General features: G+C 68.3%; 18 protein-coding genes. 15 read left to right on the top strand and 3 right to left on the bottom strand.

What is annotated here, in order from left to right; translation table 11 throughout:
- The 9 genes from OXS31_RS06945 to OXS31_RS06905 all read left to right on the top strand — a co-directional run bounded on the left by OXS31_RS06945 (position 1) and on the right by OXS31_RS06905 (position 8,448).
- Positions 1-858 carry an ABC transporter permease gene (locus OXS31_RS06945; protein ID WP_267398434.1) on the top strand — a complete coding sequence of 286 codons (858 nt, stop codon included), beginning with the start codon at positions 1-3 and terminating at the stop codon, positions 856-858.
- Positions 855-1,649, top strand: a complete 795-nt coding sequence (locus OXS31_RS06940; protein WP_108582672.1) for an ABC transporter permease subunit — start codon at positions 855-857, stop codon at positions 1,647-1,649. Before OXS31_RS06945 ends, OXS31_RS06940 begins: the two co-directional genes overlap by 4 nt.
- A complete protein-coding gene (locus OXS31_RS06935; protein WP_169853734.1) occupies positions 1,646-2,677 on the top strand; it encodes an ABC transporter ATP-binding protein in 1,032 nt (343 codons plus the stop codon). Before OXS31_RS06940 ends, OXS31_RS06935 begins: the two co-directional genes overlap by 4 nt.
- A gap of 12 nt (positions 2,678-2,689) precedes the next feature.
- On the top strand, positions 2,690-3,517 hold the full coding sequence (locus OXS31_RS06930) for a phosphodiesterase (protein WP_027599607.1): 828 nt from the start codon (positions 2,690-2,692) through the stop codon (positions 3,515-3,517).
- 179 nt (positions 3,518-3,696) lie between these two features.
- Positions 3,697-4,383, top strand: a complete 687-nt coding sequence (locus OXS31_RS06925) for a GntR family transcriptional regulator (protein WP_027599608.1) — start codon at positions 3,697-3,699, stop codon at positions 4,381-4,383.
- A 40-nt stretch (positions 4,384-4,423) separates the two neighbouring features.
- Entirely contained in the window at positions 4,424-5,230 is an 807-nt protein-coding gene (locus tag OXS31_RS06920; RefSeq protein ID WP_267398430.1) for an ABC transporter substrate-binding protein, read from the top strand.
- Between the two features lie 12 nt (positions 5,231-5,242).
- Positions 5,243-6,010 carry an amino acid ABC transporter permease gene (locus OXS31_RS06915; protein ID WP_007158607.1) on the top strand — a complete coding sequence of 256 codons (768 nt, stop codon included), beginning with the start codon at positions 5,243-5,245 and terminating at the stop codon, positions 6,008-6,010.
- A gap of 2 nt (positions 6,011-6,012) precedes the next feature.
- Positions 6,013-6,789: an amino acid ABC transporter ATP-binding protein gene (locus OXS31_RS06910; protein ID WP_007158608.1), complete on the top strand. Its 777-nt coding sequence runs from the start codon at positions 6,013-6,015 to the stop codon at positions 6,787-6,789.
- 42 nt (positions 6,790-6,831) lie between these two features.
- On the top strand, positions 6,832-8,448 hold the full coding sequence (locus tag OXS31_RS06905; RefSeq protein ID WP_267398428.1) for a gamma-glutamyltransferase family protein: 1,617 nt from the start codon (positions 6,832-6,834) through the stop codon (positions 8,446-8,448).
- Between the two features lie 41 nt (positions 8,449-8,489).
- On the opposite strand, the gene OXS31_RS06900 is transcribed toward OXS31_RS06905, so the two are convergent.
- Entirely contained in the window at positions 8,490-10,691 is a 2,202-nt protein-coding gene (locus tag OXS31_RS06900; protein ID WP_267398426.1) for an OsmC domain/YcaO domain-containing protein, read from the bottom strand.
- 97 nt (positions 10,692-10,788) lie between these two features.
- Entirely contained in the window at positions 10,789-11,667 is an 879-nt protein-coding gene (locus OXS31_RS06895) for a LysR family transcriptional regulator (protein WP_267398425.1), read from the bottom strand.
- 106 nt (positions 11,668-11,773) lie between these two features.
- Between OXS31_RS06895 and OXS31_RS06890 the strand changes: the two genes are divergently transcribed.
- The 6 genes from OXS31_RS06890 to OXS31_RS06865 all read left to right on the top strand — a co-directional run bounded on the left by OXS31_RS06890 (position 11,774) and on the right by OXS31_RS06865 (position 15,542).
- Entirely contained in the window at positions 11,774-12,637 is an 864-nt protein-coding gene (locus OXS31_RS06890; protein ID WP_169853725.1) for an NmrA family NAD(P)-binding protein, read from the top strand.
- Positions 12,638-12,791: 154 nt separating this feature from the next.
- Positions 12,792-13,088, top strand: a complete 297-nt coding sequence (gene bigR, locus OXS31_RS06885; protein WP_007158613.1) for a sulfite-sensing transcriptional repressor BigR — start codon at positions 12,792-12,794, stop codon at positions 13,086-13,088.
- Positions 13,085-13,495, top strand: coding sequence for a YeeE/YedE thiosulfate transporter family protein (locus OXS31_RS06880; protein WP_267398424.1), 411 nt, complete (start codon positions 13,085-13,087; stop codon positions 13,493-13,495). Before bigR ends, OXS31_RS06880 begins: the two co-directional genes overlap by 4 nt.
- Positions 13,492-13,938, top strand: coding sequence for a YeeE/YedE family protein (locus OXS31_RS06875; RefSeq protein WP_267398423.1), 447 nt, complete (start codon positions 13,492-13,494; stop codon positions 13,936-13,938). The genes OXS31_RS06880 and OXS31_RS06875 overlap by 4 nt, the downstream gene beginning before the upstream one ends.
- Before the next feature lie 86 nt (positions 13,939-14,024).
- Positions 14,025-14,735 (top strand): SOS response-associated peptidase family protein, encoded by a 711-nt coding sequence (locus tag OXS31_RS06870; protein WP_027599618.1) that lies wholly within the window; start codon positions 14,025-14,027, stop codon positions 14,733-14,735.
- Between the two features lie 249 nt (positions 14,736-14,984).
- Positions 14,985-15,542 carry a histidine phosphatase family protein gene (locus tag OXS31_RS06865; protein ID WP_267398420.1) on the top strand — a complete coding sequence of 186 codons (558 nt, stop codon included), beginning with the start codon at positions 14,985-14,987 and terminating at the stop codon, positions 15,540-15,542.
- Positions 15,543-15,551: 9 nt separating this feature from the next.
- On the opposite strand, the gene OXS31_RS06860 is transcribed toward OXS31_RS06865, so the two are convergent.
- On the bottom strand, positions 15,552-16,955 hold the full coding sequence (locus tag OXS31_RS06860) for an LLM class flavin-dependent oxidoreductase (RefSeq protein ID WP_074582727.1): 1,404 nt from the start codon (positions 16,953-16,955) through the stop codon (positions 15,552-15,554).
- Between the last annotated feature and the right edge of the window lie 7 nt (positions 16,956-16,962).

The following is a 16,962-nucleotide window of genomic DNA, read 5'->3' as shown; positions in this document are numbered from 1 at the left end:
ATGCAGGGCCTCGCCGTCTCCCTCGGGCGCCGCCGGGTGCCGCGCCGGCTGCCCTGGCCGGTGCTCGTCGCCCTGGCACCGGCGAGCGCCTTTCTGCTGGCCTTCTGGCTGCTGCCGCTGGCGCAGCTGCTGGTACTCGGTGCCCGTCCGGACGCTGCCGGCCGCTCCGGCTACTGGCAGGTGCTGACCAGCGCCGGCTACCTGTCCGGACTCGCCCAGACGGTGGCCCTGGCCGCCGTCACCACCCTGGCCACCCTGCTGGTGGCCGGCATCGCCGGCTGCTTCCTGGCGCGGCATGCCTTCGTCGGGCGCAGCCTGCTGGTGGCCCTGCTGACCTTTCCGCTGGCCTTTCCGGGCGTGGTGGTGGGCTTCCTGATCATCCTGCTGGGCGGCCGCCAGGGGCTGTTCGCCGGTCTCGGCCGCAGCCTGGTCGGCGAGCCCTGGGTGTTCGCCTATTCGCTGTTCGGGCTGTTTCTCGGCTATCTCTATTTCTCCATCCCGCGGGTGATCCTCACGGTGATGGCAGCCTGCGAGACCCTCGACACCAGCCTGGAAGAAGCCGCCCGCTCCCTGGGCGCCGGCCTCTTCGCCGTGGTACGCGACGTGCTGATCCCGGGCCTGACCCCGGCGCTGCTGTCCAGCGGCGCCCTGTGCTTCGCCACCGCCATGGGCGCCTTCGGCACCGCCTTCACCCTCGGCACGCGGCTGGCGGTGACGCCCATCGCCATCTACGACACCTTCACCAACTTCGCCAACTTCGGCGTGGCCGCGGCGCTCTCGGTGGTGCTCGGCCTCGTCACCTGGCTGGTCCTGCTGCTGGCGCGGCGCCTCGGCGGCGTCCAGGGAGACCTGCGATGAATCGACCCCTGCGCTTCTGGCTGCAACTGCTGTTCACCCTGCTGGTGGCAGCCTTCCTGCTGGTGCCGGTGCTGCTCTCGGTACTGGCCGGCCTCACCCGCAACTACTTCCAGGGCCTCGCCAGCGGCCTCACCCTCGACTGGGTGCTGCAGGTCTGGCAGGCCTATGCGCCCACCGTCTGGCTGTCGCTGCAACTGGCGCTGGGCACGGCGGTGCTCGCAGTCGTACTCGGCGTCCCGGCGGCCTATGCCCTGGTGCGTCTGGACAACCGCTTCGCCCGCGCCTTCGAGGAATTGCTGGTGTTGCCGGTGGCCATGCCCGGCTTCGCCTCGGCGCTGGCGCTGCTGCTGACCTACGGTCACCTGGGCGGCTTTCGCCGCAGCCCGGCGATCATCCTGGTGGGCCACCTGCTGTTCACCCTGCCCTTCCTCATCCGCCCGGTGATGGCGGTGCTCAGACGCAGCCAGCTGCCGCTGCTGGAGGAAGCCGCCGCCAGCCTTGGCGCCGGTCCCTGGCGGCGCTTCTTCGGCGTGGTGGTGCCCAATGCCCGCGCCGGCATCCTGGCCGGCAGCCTCATGGTGATCACCCTCTCGCTGGGTGAATTCAACCTCACCTGGATGCTGCACACGCCCCTGACCAAGACCCTGCCGGTGGGCCTGGCCGACAGCTACGCCTCGGCGCGGCTGGAGGTGGGCTCCGCCTACACCCTGATCTTCCTCTTGCTGATCGTGCCGCTGCTGGTCGCCCTCCAGGCCCTCAGCGCCCGCCTGTCCCGTGGAGCCCTGCGATGACCCAAGGTACCGCCGTCCGCCTGCGCCACTGCGCCAAGACCTTTGCCGGAGGCCGCCAGGTGCTGCAGCCCCTGGACCTCGACATCCACCCGGGCGAGACCCTGGTGTTCCTCGGCCCGTCCGGCTGTGGCAAGACCACCACCCTGCGCCTGATCGCCGGCCTGGAGCAGCCCGATGCCGGTGGCCAGGTGCTGTTCGACGACCGCGACGTCACCGGCCTGCCCATCGAGCGGCGCGACGTCGGCATGGTGTTCCAGAACTACGCCCTGTTTCCCAACCTGGACGTGGCCGGCAACATCGCCTACGGCCTGAAGATCCGTGGCCTGCCGCGCGCCGAGCGCGATGCCCGGGTCGCCGAGCTGCTGGCCATGATGCACCTGGAGCCCCTGGCCGAGCGGCGCATCCAGCAGCTGTCCGGCGGCCAGCGCCAGCGCGTGGCCCTGGCCCGGGCCCTGGCGCCGCGCCCCCGGGTGCTGCTGTTCGACGAACCCCTGGCGGCGCTGGACGCCCAGCTGCGCGAGCAGTTGCGGGCCGACATCGGCGCCCTGCTGCGCGAACTCGGCACCACCGCCGTCTACGTCACCCACGACCAGCAGGAAGCCCTGGCCCTGGGCGATCGCATCGTGGTGATGGGCGAAGGCCGCATCGCCCAGATCGGCACCCCGACGCAGATCTACCAGCGCCCGGCCAGTCGCTTCGTCGCCGGTTTCGTCGGCCAGCTCAACCGCTTCGAGGTGCGCGCCCACAGCGGCGCCGAGGTGGCGGTCGCTGGCGGGCGGCTGCCCTGGACCGGCGCGGCCAGCACCCTGTTCTGTCGTCCGGAGCACCTGGAGCCGAGCGCGACGCCCGCGCACCTCACCGGCATCCTGGTCGGGCAGTTCTTCCAGGGCGCCCATTCGCGGCTGCTGGTGGAGGTGGGCACCGGCCAGCCGCTGCTGGTGGACACCGCCCAGCCCCTGCGGGCGCAACCGGGCGACCTGCTGCACCTTAACGTGCGCCCCGACGCCCTCTTCACCCTGGCTTCCTGACTGGAGACCCTAATGCACGCGCCCTTCCTGCTGGCCCAGCTCAGCGACCTGCACATCAAGGCCGGCGGCCGGCTGTCCTACGGGGTGGTCGATACCCTCGGCGCCCTGCGCCTGGCGGTGGACCGCCTCAACGCCCTGCAACCGCGCCCGGATGCCCTGGTCATCACCGGCGACCTGGTGGACTTCGGCACCCCCGAGGAATACGCCACCCTGCGCGAGGTGCTGGCCGAGCTGGCCATGCCCTTCTTCGTCATCCCCGGCAATCACGACGACCGCGCCGCCCTGCGCGCCGCCTTCGCCGATCACCCCTATCTGCCTGCCCAGGGCACCCTGGACTGGCAGCAGGACTGCGGCCCGCTGCGGCTGATCGGCCTGGATACCCATATCCCGGGCGAGCACGGGGGGCGTCTCGACGCCAGGCAACTGGCCTGGCTCGACGACCAGCTCGCCCAGGCACCCGACCAGCCGACCCTGGTGCTCCTGCATCACCCGCCGTTCCCGGTCGGCATCGGCCATATGGATCGCATCGGCCTGGCCGGCGGTGCCGAACTGGAAGCGGTGATCCGCCGCCATCCCCAGGTGGAACGCCTGCTCTGCGGCCATCTGCATCGGCTGATCCAGCGCCGCTTCGGCGGCACCCTGGCCTGCGTCTGCCCTGGCGTGTCGCACCAGGTCGACCTGGACCTGCGCGAGGCGGCGCCCTCGCGCTTCCGCCTGGAGCCGCCGGGCCTGCTGCTGCATCGCTGGGCGGACGAGGCGCTGGTGACCCACCATCTGCCGCTGGGCAACTATCCCGGGCCCTATCCCTTCTTCGCCGCCGATGGCCAGTTGCTGGACTGACACCGCCCCGTTTCGGGTCCTGGAGTAGCAAGGCGGCGGCGACTGCGACCCAGGCTGGTGCAAAAGGTAACGCCGGCGCCGGACCGCCCTGACCCGCGGCCCAGCGCTGGCAAGCATTTAGCTCCCTGGCATGGGCCTTGCCTTGGCAGATTGGATACAAAAATCCAGGAAGCCAGCCCATGCCGCTCTCCGCCCTTTCCCGCTCCACCGCCCTGAGCGCCGAAGAAGAGGCCTATCGCCATCTGCTGCAGGCCATCTGCGCCGGGCACTATCGCAACGGCGAACGCCTGATCGCCGAGGACATCGCCACCACCCTGGGCATGAGTCGCATGCCGGTGCGCAGCGCCTTCCAGCGCCTCGCCGCCGAAGGCCTGGTGATCCTCCGGCCGCATCGCGGCGCGGTGGTGAGCGGCCTGGACCTGGACGACATGCGCGAGGTGTTCGAGATGCGCAGCGCCCTCGAAGGCCTGGCCATCCGCCTGGCCACGCCCCATGTCGGCCCCCGCGAGATGACGCGCCTGGAGCGTCTGCTGGAAGACCTGGACGACGAGCAGGAACCCGGCGCCTGGGTCGCCCAGCACCGCGCCTTCCACGAATACCTGTGCAGCCTGGCCGGCCGGCCGCGGCTGCTGCGCCAGATCAACGGCCTCTATGCGCTGATCGAACCGCACATGCAGCTCTGGCTGCACGCCGATCGCCCCCAGTCGGCCCGCGACGAACACGCACCCATCCTCGCCGCCCTGCGCGCCGGCGATGCCGCCGAGGCCGAGCGGGTGCTGCGCGAGCACATCGAGGGCACGGTGCCCGACCTGCTGACCTTTATCGAACGATCGGGCGACCAGACCCGAAGTGCGCCCCCGCGCTGAGCCATCCGCCCTGCCCACCCCCGTCCTTCCGGAGAAGACCATGACCCGCCACCGGCTTTCCTGCAGTCTGCTCGCCCTGACCCTCGCTGCCGGCTTCACCCAGGCCGCTCCCCAGATCCCCGAGCGCCTGGCCAAGGCCTCCAAGATCACCTATTGCGGCGCCCTCGATACCCCGCCGATCGGCTTCTTCGACGAAGCCCAGAAGCCCAAGGGCCTCACCGTCGACCTCGGCGCCGAGATCGCCAAGCGCCTCGGCGACAAGAAGGTCGACTGGCGCGTGGTGCCCTTCTCGGGCCTGATCCCGGCGCTGCTGGCCGGTCAGTGCGACCTGCTGATCGACCAGCTGTTCGACAAGCCCGAGCGCCGCCAAGTGATCGACATCGTCAACTACATGTACTCCAGCCAGGCGGTGGTGGTGCCGGCCGGCAACAAGGCCGGCATCCATACCCTGGATGACCTCGCCGGCAAGAAGGTGGCGGTGCTCAACGGCTCCACCATCCGCACCCTGCTCGACGCCCACAACGAAGAGCTGAAGAAGGCCGGCAAGGCGCCCATGAAGCTGGTGGCCTACAACAGCGACACCGATGCCTTCCAGGCGCTGCGCCTGGGCCAGACCGACGCCTACGGCACCACGGTGGAAACCGCCGCCTACTACCAGGGCGTGGCGCCCGGCCAATTCGAGACCGGCGTGCCGGCCTTCGCCCGCATCCTCACCGGGATCGGCGTGCGCAAGGACGACAGCCAGCTCAGCGCCGCCCTCACCCAGATCCTCGCCGACATGAAGGCCGATGGCAGCTACGCCGGCCTCATGGCCAAGTGGCACCTGGAAGGCGACAAGCTCGATTAAGGGACGGTCACGATGAACTTCAGCTGGGATGTGTTCTGGCAGTACCTGCTGCACCCGAGCGACGTCTACCTCTACGGCCTCGGGCTGACCTGCGTCATCGCCGTCGGCGCCATGCTGCTGGGTTGCGCGCTCGGCCTGCTGGCGGCGCTGGCACGGCTGTCGCGCTACCGGGCGCTGCAATACCCGGTGCGCTTCTATGTCTGGCTGATGCGTGGCACGCCGCTGCTGGTGCAGATCGTCTTCCTCTACACGGCCCTGGCGGCCGGCGGCATCTTCCGCTTCGAGGACCTGGACCTGGGTTTCCTGGTGATCCCGGGCAACATCCAGGCGGCCATCATCGCCCTGGGTCTCAATGAAGGCGCCTACATGGCCGAGATCATCCGCGCCGGCATCGGTGCGGTGGATCGCGGCCAGTATGAGGCGGCGCGCTCCCTTGGCATGACGCCGGCCAAGCTGATGCGGCGCATCGTGCTGCCCCAGGCGCTGCGGGTGATCATTCCGCCGCTCGGCAACGAGTTCAACGTGATGCTCAAGAACACCACCCTGGTCAGTGTCATCGGGGTGCAGGAGCTGCTGCTCAGCACCCAGATGATCACCTCGGCGACCTTTCGCGTCTTCGAGCTGTACCTGGTGGTGGCCATCTACTTCCTGGTCCTGACCACCCTCTGGGGCTTCTTCCAGGCCTGGCTGGAGCGGCGCTTCGGCAAGGCCGACGGTCACAGGCCCACCGCCACCGGCCGGCTGTTCAGCCTGCAGGGCTTCAAACTACGGGGACGCTAGCCATGACGACCACGCAAGAACCCGTGATCCAGGCGCTGGAGGTGCACAAGGCCTTCGGCGAGCTGGACATTCTCAAGGGCGTGAGCCTGGAGGTGCGCCGCGGCGAGGTGGTGGTGCTGATCGGCGCCTCCGGCTCCGGCAAGACCACCTTCATCCGCTGCCTCAACCACCTGGAGGACATCCAGGGCGGCACCATCCGCGTCAACGGCGAGCTGATGGGCTTTCGCGAGCGTCCCGACGGATCGAGGGTCAGGGACTCCGAGCGCAACATCGCCCGCCGCCGCCGCGACATCGGCATGGTGTTCCAGAGGTTCAATCTGTTCCCGCACATGACGGTGCTGGAAAACATCATCGAGGCGCCCATCCAGGTGCTCGGCGTGGCGCGCGCCGTCGCCGTGGAGCAGGCCCGCGCCCTGCTCGCCCGGGTGCGGCTGTCCGACAAGGCCGACCACTATCCGGCGCAACTCTCCGGCGGCCAGCAGCAGCGCGTGGCCATCGCCCGCGCCCTGGCCATGAAGCCCCAGGCCATGCTGTTCGACGAACCCACCAGCGCCCTCGACCCGGAAACCGTCGGCGAGGTGCTGCAGGTGATGAAGGAACTGGCCGAGGACGGCATGACCATGGTGGTGGTGACCCACGAGATGGGCTTCGCCCGCGAGGTGGCCGATCGCGTGGTGGTGCTGCACCAGGGCGAACTGATCGAGGAAGGCCCGCCCGCCCAGGTGTTCGGCAATCCCACCCATCCGCGCACCCGCGAATTCCTCAGTCGCGTGCTCTGAGCCGACGCACGCCGCTACCCGATTGAAGACGAAGAGCCTGCCATGCTGAATTTCTCCGCCCACGACTACCCCTATGCCTCGCAACGCCAGAGCGTCTTCGCGCGCAATGGCATGGTCGCCACCTCCCAGCCGCTGGCCGCCGAGGCCGGCATCGCCATGCTGCGCCAGGGCGGCAACGCCATCGACGCGGCCATCGCCACCGCCGCGGCCCTGACCGTGGTGGAACCCACCGGCAATGCCATCGGCGGCGATGCCTTCGCCCTGGTCTGGGTCAAGGACAGGCTGCACGGCCTGGACGCCAGCGGTCATGCCCCGGCCAGCCTGGACATCGCCACGGTCAAGGCCGCTGGCCACGAACGCATGCCGGTGCACGGCTGGCTGCCGGTCACGGTGCCGGGCTGTCCGGCGGCCTGGGCCGAGTTGTCGCGGCGGTTCGGCAAGCTGCCCTTCGCCACCCTGTTCGAGCCCGCCATCGCCCTGGCCCGCGATGGCTTCCCGGTCTCGCCGGTGGTCGCCCACCAGTGGCGCATCGCCCAGGCCGAGTACCAGGCCAGCCGGGATAAGTCGCCCGAACTGGAAGCCTGGTTCGACACCTTCCTCATCGACGGCAAGGCCCCGGTCGCCGGCCAGCTGTTTCGCAATCCGGCCCAGGCGCGCACCCTGGAAGACCTGGCGCAGACCCGCTGCGAAAGCTTCTACCGCGGCGCCCTCGCCCAACGCCTGGCCGCCCATGCCGCCGCGACCGGCGGCCACCTGACCGCCGCTGACCTGGCCGGCTACCAGCCGCGCTGGGTCGAGCCGATCAAGGTCGACTACCGTGGCTATCAGGTGTGGGAGATCCCGCCGAGCGGCCAGGGCCTGATCGCCCTCATGACCCTGAACATCCTCCAGGGTTACGACTTCGACCAGCGCGACAGCCAGCTCACCTGGCACCGCCAGCTGGAGGCTATGAAGAAGGCCTATGCCGACGGCCTGCACTACATCACCGATCCCGAGCACATGAGGGTCGCCGCCAGCGTCCTGCTGGACGACGCCTATGCCGAGCGCCGTCGCGCCGAGATCACCGACCGGGCCCAGCCGCCGCTGCACGGCGATCCCCAGGCCAGTGGCACCGTCTACATCGCCACCGCCGATGGCGAGGGCAACATGGTGTCCTTCATCCAGAGCGCCTACCACGGCTTCGGCTCCGGCGTGGTGCTACCCGACAGCGGCATCGGCCTGCAGAATCGCGGCTCGGAATTCAGCCTGGATGCCGCGCATTCCAACGCCTTGGCGCCGGGCAAGCAGACCTTCCACACCATCATCCCGGGCTTTTTGACCCGGGGTGACGTGCCCATCGGACCCTTTGGCGTCATGGGGGGCTACATGCAGCCCCAGGGGCATGTGCAGATGGTGATGAACCTGGTGGACTTCGGCCTGAATCCGCAGGCGGCGCTGGATGCGCCGCGCTGGCAATGGCTGGGGGAGATGAAGGTCGGCATCGAGCAGGCGGCTTCCCGCGCCCTGGCCAGTGGCCTGGCGCGGCGCGGCCACCAGATCGAGATCGCCCACGACTCCACCGACTTCGGTCGCGGCCAGATCATCGTCCGCGATCCGGAAACCGGCGTGCTCTGCGGCGGCACCGAGCCGCGCGCGGATTCCCATATCGCGGTCTGCTGACCGCTGGGAAGGCCCCGCCCCGCTACGGGCGGGGCGCTACCTCAGAGCGCGATGCCGGCAGCCCTGGCCCGCGCCGCGTGCAGCTTGCGATAGCTGTCGATCAGTCGCAGGTGCTTGTCGATGCCTTCCAACTTGAGGCTGGTGGGCGTCAGGCCGTGGAAGCGCACCTCGCCCGAAACCGAACCCAGGGCGGCGTCCAGTCGCTCATTGCCGAACATGCGCCGGAAGTTGACCTCGAAGTCGGCCAGTTCCAGTTCGTCGTCCATCTCCACTTCCAGCACCGCATTGAGCGCCTGGTAGAACAGGCCGCGCTCCAGGGTGTTGTCGTTGAACTGCAGGAAGGTCTCGACCTCTTCCTTGGCCTCTTCGAACTGCTGCAGCGCCAGGTGGATGAGCAGCTTGAGTTCCAGCAGGGTCAACTGGCCCCAGACGGTGTTCTCGTCGAATTCCACGCCGATCAGGGTGGCGATGCGGGTGTAGTCGTCCACCTGAGTATCGTCCAGGCGTTCGAGCAGGGATTCCAGGGCCGCATCGTCCAGGCGGTGCAGGTTGAGGATGTCCTCGCGCACCGGCAGGGCCTTGTTGGTGTTGTCCCAGATCAGGTCCTCGACCGGATAGATCTCCGAGTAGCCCGGCACCAGGATGCGACAGGCCGGCGCGCCCAGTTCCTCGTACACCGCCATGTAGGCTTCCAGGTCCCGCTCGGCGAGGATGCCGAACAGGGTGGCGGCCTCCTGGGCGGTGGCGTCTTCACCCTCGCTGGAAAAGTCCCAGTCGACGAACTCGTGATCGGCCTTGGCGCTGAAGAAGCGCCAGGAGACCAGGCCACTGGAATCGATGAAGTGCTCGACGAAGTTGTTGGGCTCCATCAGTGCCTGGCTCTCGAAGGTCGGCTGCGGCAGGTCGTTGAGGCCCTCGAAGCTGCGGCCCTGCAACAGCTCGGTGAGGCTGCGCTCCAGGGCGATCTCCAGGCGCGGATGGGCGCCGAAGGAGGCGAACACCCCGCCGGTGCGCGGATTCATCAGGGTTACGCACATCACCGGGAATTCACCACCCAGGGAGGCGTCCTTGACCAGTACCGGGAAGCCCTGGGCTTCCAGGCCGCGGATGCCCTCGACGATGGCGGGATAGCGGGCCAATACCTTTTCAGGCACATCCGGCAGCGCCAGCTCGCCTTCGAGGATCTCGCGCTTCACCGCCCGCTCGAAGATTTCCGACAGGCACTGCACCTGGGCTTCGGCCAGGGTGTTGCCGGCGCTCATGCCGTTGCTGAGGTAGAGGTTCTCGATCAGGTTCGAGGGGAAGTACACCACCTCGCCGTCGGACTGGCGCACGAAGGGCAGCGCGCAGATGCCGCGCGCCACGTTGCCGGAATTGGTGTCGTGCAGGTGCGAGGCGCGCAGTTCGCCTTCCGGGTCGTAGAGCTTGCGGCAGTAGCGGTCGAGGATCTCCCGGGGCAGCGCGTCCTTGGGCCCCGGCTGGAACCAGCGTTCGTCCGGATGGTGGACGAAGGCGGCGTTGCCGATGGCCTCGCCCCAGTACTGGTCGTTGTAGAAGAAGTTGCAGTTGAGGCGCTCGATGAATTCACCCAGCGCCGAGGCCAGGGCCGCTTCCTTGGTCGCGCCCTTGCCATTGGTGAAGCACAGCGCCGACTGCACATCGCGCAGGTGCAGCGACCAGACGTTGGGCACGATGTTGCGCCAGGAGGCGATCTCCACCTTCATGCCCAGCTCGGCGAGGATGCCCGAGAGCTTGGCGATGGTCTCTTCCAGCGGCCGGTCCTTGCCGGGAATGTAGGTCTGGCGGGTGCCATCGCTGGGCAGCAGCAGGGCCTGGGCATCGGCGTCGAGGCTTTCCACCGCCTCGATGATGAAGTCCGGACCGGCCTGCACCGCCTTCTTCACCGTGCAGCGGTCGATGGATCTGAGGATGCCCTGGCGGTCCTTGTCGGACAGCTCGGCGGGCAGCTCGACCTGGATCTTGAAGGTCTGCTTGTAGCGATTCTCCGGGTCGACGATGTTGCTTTGCGCCAGGCGGATGTTATCGGTGGGGATGTCGCGGGTCTGGCAATAGAGCTTGACGAAATAGGCCGCGCAGAGCGCCGAGGACGCCAGGAAATAGTCGAAGGGCCCTGGGGCCGAGCCGTCGCCCTTGTAGCGGATGGGCTGATCGGCGATCACCGAGAAGTCGTCGAACTTGGCCTCGAGCCTCAGGTTGTCGAGAAAATTGACCTTGATTTCCATGCACAGCATTCCGGTTTGGAGACAGAGTGGCCGCCATTATCCGGACAAAGGGCGGCGGGTGATACGCAGGCTGTCGTCTCGCCGCCAGCGGTGTCCGCTAGTCCAGCCGAAAGATGCCGTCCGGATAGAGCGCGCAGAGGAAATCGACGAAGGCCCTGACCTTGGGGCTCTGCAGTCGCCGCGAGGTGTGCAGCACCCAGAGTTCGGTCTCGCCGGCCTGGGTGCCCCAGCGGCTCAGCGCACCCTCATCCAGCTGCCGTTGCACCAGGGACAGCGGCAACAGCGCCGCGCCCGCCCCGGCGAGCACCGCCTCACGGATGGTCAACAGCGAGGTCAGCTGCACCACCGGCTGGGGCAGGAAGCGCGCCCCGTCCTCCGCGAGCGTCCAGACCTCGCCGTCGCCATGGCCGGGCATGACTACCGCCGGCAGGGGCATGGGTTCGGCAGCGGATTCCGGGGGGCGATCGAGGCCAGGTGCTGCCACCAGCACCCTTCGATCCCGGGCGAAACAGCGCCCCACCAGGCGGCTGTCGGCCGCCGGATTGATGCGGATGGCCAGGTCGAAATGCTCGTCCACCAGATCGGCCAGGCGATCCTCGCCCACCGCTTCGATCAGGATCTCCGGATACTGCCGGCGAAAATCCGCACTCAGACGTCCCAGCGCCACCTGGGAAAACAGCAGCGGCGCCGCGATGCGCAACCGCCCACGCGGCACCGCCACCCCCTCCTGCACCGCCGCCACCGCCTCCTGCACTTCGCGCAGCGGCCCCAGGGTCCTGGCCGCCAGCTCGGCACCGGCCGGCGTCAGCAGCAGGCTGCGCCCACCCCGCTCGATCAGCCTGACGCCCAGGGCCTCTTCCAGCTCGGCCAGCCGCCGCGACAGGCTGGCCTTGGGTCGGCCACTGGCGCGACTGGCCTTGCCGATGCCGCCGTGGGTGGCGATGAGCTGGAAGTCAAAGAGCAGACTGAAGTCCAAGGCAGTGTCTCGATTATGGAACGAAGTGTTCCTATTTTAGCGGCTATTGGCTCAAGGTGAGACGACTTAAGGTGGCTCCACCCCTCACCCACCTGGAGTTACCGACATGACCATCCTCGTCACTGGCGCCTCCGGCCGCGTAGGCCGCCACCTCGTGCAACAACTCGTGCAGCGCGATGCCAAGGTGCGGGTACTGACCCGCAATCCGGCCAGCGCCGATTTTCCTGCCACCGTCGAGGTCATGCAGGGCGACCTGCTCGATCTCGCCGCCCTGCGCCGCGCCTTCAGCGGCGTTTCCACCCTCTTCCTGCTCAACGCCGTGACCGGCGACGAATTCACCCAGGCGCTCATCACCCTCAACATCGCCTGGGAGAGCGGCGTCGAGCGGGTCGTCTATCTCTCGGTCTTCGGCGCCGACAGCGCGGTCAACGTGCCGCACTTCGCGGTGAAGTTCGGCGCCGAACGCATGCTCGCGGCCATGGGCTTTGGCGCCACCATCCTGCGGCCCAGCTATTTCATCGACAACGAAGCCATGCTCAAGGACGTCATCCTGCAGCACGGGATCTATCCCATGCCTCTCGGCGGCAAGGGCGTGGCCATGGTCGATGCCCGGGACATCGCCGAGGTCGCCGCCCTCGAGCTCATCCGCCGCGATCAGGCGCCGGGCAGGCTGCCCAGCACGACGCTCAACCTGGTCGGCCCGGACACCCTCACCGGCGAGGGCGCCGCGGCGATCTGGAGCGAACTGCTGGGTCGCCCCATCCTTTACGCCGGCGACGATCCCCAGGGCTTCGAGCAGAACATGGCGACCTTCATGCCGGCCTGGATGGCCTACGAGATGAGGCTCATGGCCGAGCGCTATGTCAGCGACGGCATGCTGCCGCAACCCGGCGACCGCGAGCGGCTGGTGCAGATGCTGGGGCGCCCGCTGCACGGCTATCGCGACTTCGCCCGGTCACTGATCGGCTGACGGGTACCACCCTGGCGCGGATCAACGCGCCACATCACGCTTGCCGGAGAGACAATATACATTATATAAATATGTATATTGTCCTCGCTCAGGCGTGCTTATGACGACTCTTCCTGCCCAACCCTCCCCCGGCGCGGCCCTCTCTGCCCAGGATATGCAGGTCCGCGCCCGGGAGGTGGCCGCCCTGCTCAAGACCCTGGCGCATCCGGTTCGCCTGCTGCTGGCCTGCGCCCTGGCCGAAGGCGAGTACGCGGTCGGCGAACTGGAAGCCCGCCTGGACATCCACCAGCCCACCCTTTCCCAGCAACTCGGCGTGCTGCGCGAAGCCGGCCTGGTCACCACCCGCCGCGAGGCCAAGCAGATCTTCTACCGCCTCACCGAAGACAAGGCCGCCCAGCTGCTGCAGGCGCTCTACCAGATCTTCTGCCAGGCGCAGGACACGCCAGCATGACCCTCGCCGCCTATCTCCCTGCCCTGGCGGGCGGACTGCTGCTGGGTGCGGCGGTCAGCCTGCTGTTGCTGGTCAACGGCCGGATCGCCGGCATCAGCGGCATCTTTGGTCGGTTGCTGGGCGGCCAGCAGGTCGGCACCGGTCTGGTTTTCCTGCTGGGCCTGGTCCTGGGTCCGCTGCTGATGCGCGGTCTGCACGACTTCCCCCAGCCGACCGTGAACGCGACCTGGCCGACAGTGCTGCTGGCCGGGCTGCTGGTGGGCTTCGGTACCCGGCTGGGCTCGGGCTGCACCTCGGGTCATGGCATCCTCGGCGTGGCTCGCGGCTCACGCCGTTCGCTGGCCGCCACCGCGGTATTCCTGGCCGTTGGCCTCGCGACCGCCAGCCTGACGGAGCTGCTGCGATGACGTCCTGGCGGCTGGTCGTCACCCTGCTGGCCGGGGTGATCTTCGGCAGCGGTCTGGCCCTCTCCGGCATGCTCGATCCCGCCCGGGTCCTGGGCTTCCTCGATCTCGCCAGCGGTCACTGGGATGCCAGCCTGCTGTTCGTTCTGGGCGGCGCCCTGCTGGTGGCCATGCCGGCGGTCCAGCTGCAGCGTCGCCTGGCCCGCTCCCTGCTCGATAACCAGTTTCATCTCCCACCTATCAGCCCCGTCGATCGCCGCCTGGTGCTGGGCGCCGCACTCTTCGGCCTCGGCTGGGGTCTGGCCGGCCTCTGCCCAGGGCCGGCGCTGGCGGCGCTGGGGTTGGGTATCGCGAAGATCTATGGCTTCGTCGCAGCCCTGGTCGCGGGGATGGTGCTGCACGACCGTGGTCTGGCCGGACGCGAGACGGCGGCGCCCAAGGCCTGAGCGCCAGGTACTTCACGCGTGGGGCGCGGTCCAAAGTAGGGACGCGCGGCGCTTCAGCCTGTGTCTCCCTCGCCCAGGAGCATCCCATGTGTGGCCGTTTCGCCCAGTACCGCTATGCCCTCGACTACCTGGACGCCCTGGGCGCCCAGCCCGCGGACGTCCGCACCGGCCTTGAGCCCCGCGCCCTGGGTCGCTACAACGTGGCGCCCGGCACCCGGGTTCAGCTGCTCCACCAGCAGGCCGATGGCCTGCACCTGGATCCGGTGCGCTGGGGCTACCAGCCCGCCTGGGCGCGCCAGGCCAAGCGGCCGCCGGTGATCAACGCGCGCGTGGAGACGGCGGCCACCAGCCGAATGTTTCGCGGCCTCTGGCAAAGAGGCCGCGCCTTGGTCATCGCCGATGGCTGGTACGAATGGAAGAAGGATTCCGCCGATCCCAAGCTCAAGCAGCCCTACTTCATCAGGCTGAAATCCGGCGAACCGCTGTTCTTTGCCGCCATCGGCCACTTCCGCCCGGCCGACCAGGCACCTCAGGACGATGACGGCTTCGTCATCATCACGGCTGCCTCCGACGCCGGCATGGTCGACATCCACGACCGCCGCCCGCTGGTCCTGCCACCCGCCGTGGCGCGCGAATGGCTGGACCCCGAGCTGCCAATGGAACGCGCCAGCGAGATCGGCGAGGTCGAGGGTACGCCGGTGGACGCCTTCGACTGGTACCCGGTGGGCAAGGCCGTGGGCAGCGTGAAGAACGATGGACCCGAGTTGCTGGAGCGGATCGCCGAACCGCTGGTGTAGGCGCTGCCCCAGGTCCGCCTCGTCCCCCAGCCGGCGGCACAGTGGGTTCGCCCCTGCGGCCTCCTGCCCTTGGCAACCGGACCAGCAAGGCGCCCGGAGCAAAGCTGGCGCAGCCTCGCCAACGCCGGAGTGCCCAGCGCACGATACGCTGGGAGTCGCCGTTATAATCACGGGATAGCCCTTGCCATGACCTAGTTGCAAGAGGCGTTCATATCCAAGCGTTTTTCTTCCGGCAACGACCCAGGTCCCATGAAAATCATACTGATGCGCCACGGCAAGCCGGCGCTGGAGAACTACCGTGCCGTCGCCGCGCGAGACATGGTCGACTGGATCGCGGACTATGATCGGTCCGATATAGGCACGGATGCCGCCACTCCGGAGGCGATAGCCGCGGCCAGGGATATCGGCCTGGCAGCCACCAGCACTGCACCACGCGCCCTGACTTCTCTCGCCGCATTGGGCAAGGCGCCAGCCATCGAGGACACGACCTTTCGCGAGGCGGCACTGCCCGTGGTGAGCGTTCCGCTGCTAAGCCTGTCACCCTTCACCTGGGCCCTCGTCTTTCGTCTGCTGTGGCTGTGCGGAGTGGCGAAAGACTCCGAGTCCTGTGCCCAGGCGAAACAGCGGTCGAGACAGGCAGCAGACAAGCTCGCCGCCCTGGCCGGTGGCCCGGACAGCATATTGCTGCTGGGCCACGGCTTCATGAATCGACTGATCGCCAGGCAGTTGCTACGCCAAGGCTGGCTAGAAGTCAGCAAGACCGGCAGTGGCTACTGGGGCTTTGCCGTCTATGAAAAGGCGGTATAACGGGGCGGACTAGGCCGGCACCCGTATCACGCTTTCCTCCCGCTGCCGCGCCAGGTCGCGATAGCCGGCGGCCGGGTGCTCCGCCGGCAGCCGCGGGCCGGCGCTGCCGAGCTTCTCGCGTAGCGTGCCCGGCTGATAGGCGCGCTTGTAGACCCCGCGCCGCTGTAGCTCCGGAACCAGCAAGTCCACCACGTCGGCGAAGGTCTCGTGGGTCACGGCATAGGCCAGGTTGAAACCATCCACGTCGGTCTCCTCAACCCAGCTCTGCAACTCGTCCGCCACCGTCGCCGGACTGCCTACCAACAGCGGCCCGAAGCCGCCGATGCCGACCCAGTCGGCCAGTTCCTGCACCGTCCATTGCTTGCCGGGATCGGCGGTGGAAAAGGCCTCCACGGCGGACTGGATGGCATTGGTGTGCAGGTGCTTGAGGACCTGGTCCGGGCGGTAGGCGGCGAAGTCGATACCGGTCCAGCCGGAGATCAGGGTCAGGGCGCCTTCGTAGCTCACGTAGCCCTTGTAGTCCTGCCACTTGGCCCGCGCCTGGGCATCGGTTTCGCCGACGATGACCGTCTGCAGGTTGAAGATCAGCACCTGGCGCGGATCGCGACCGGCCTCGGCAGCCCGGCGGCGGATATCGGCCACGGTTTTCTTCAGCACCGTCTTGGACGGGGCGGCGACGAAGACGCATTCGGCGTGCTCGGCGGCGAATTGCCGGCCACGGCTGCTGGCGCCGGCCTGGTAGAGCACGGGCGTGCGCTGCGGCGAGGGTTCGCAGAGGTGATAACCGGGCACCTGGAAGTGCCGACCGTGGTGGCCGATGGGATGCACCTTGGCCGGATCGGTGAAGCGGCCGGAGGCGCGGTCGCGCAGCACCGCGCCCTCTTCCCAGCTGCCTTCCAGCAGCTTGTAGACCACCTGCAGGTATTCCTCGGCGTAGTCGTAGCGGGCATCGTGATCGGCCTGCGCGGACTGGCCGAGGTTGCGCGCGCCGCTTTCCAGATAGGAGGTGACGATGTTCCAGCCGATGCGCCCCCGGGTCAGGTGATCCAGGGTGGAAAGCCGCCGGGCGAAGGGATAGGGATGCTCGAAGCTCAGGGAGGCGGTGAGGCCGAAACCCAGGTGACGGGTCACCGCCGCCATGGGGGTGATCAGCGCCAGGGGATCGTTGACCGGCACCTGGGTGGCCTCGCGCAGGGTCGCCGCCGGGCCGCCGCCATAGACGTCGTAGAGGCCGAGCACATCGGCGATGAACAGGCCATCGAACAGCCCGCGTTCGAGCAGTTGCGCCAGCTCCGTCCAGTATTCGAGGTCCTTGTACTCCCAGGAGCGGTCGCGCGGATGGCGCCACAGTCCGGGCGACTGGTGGGCCACGCAATTCATGTCGAAGGCATTGAGGCGTATTTCGCGGGACATGGGGACT

Origin of the sequence: Pseudomonas sp. GM_Psu_1 (genome assembly GCF_026544185.1) — a bacterium.
Classification (GTDB): domain Bacteria; phylum Pseudomonadota; class Gammaproteobacteria; order Pseudomonadales; family Pseudomonadaceae; genus Chryseomonas; species Chryseomonas oryzihabitans.
The sequence above is the reverse complement of the archived record's forward strand: the minus strand, read 5'-3'. Positions and strand labels throughout refer to the sequence as shown.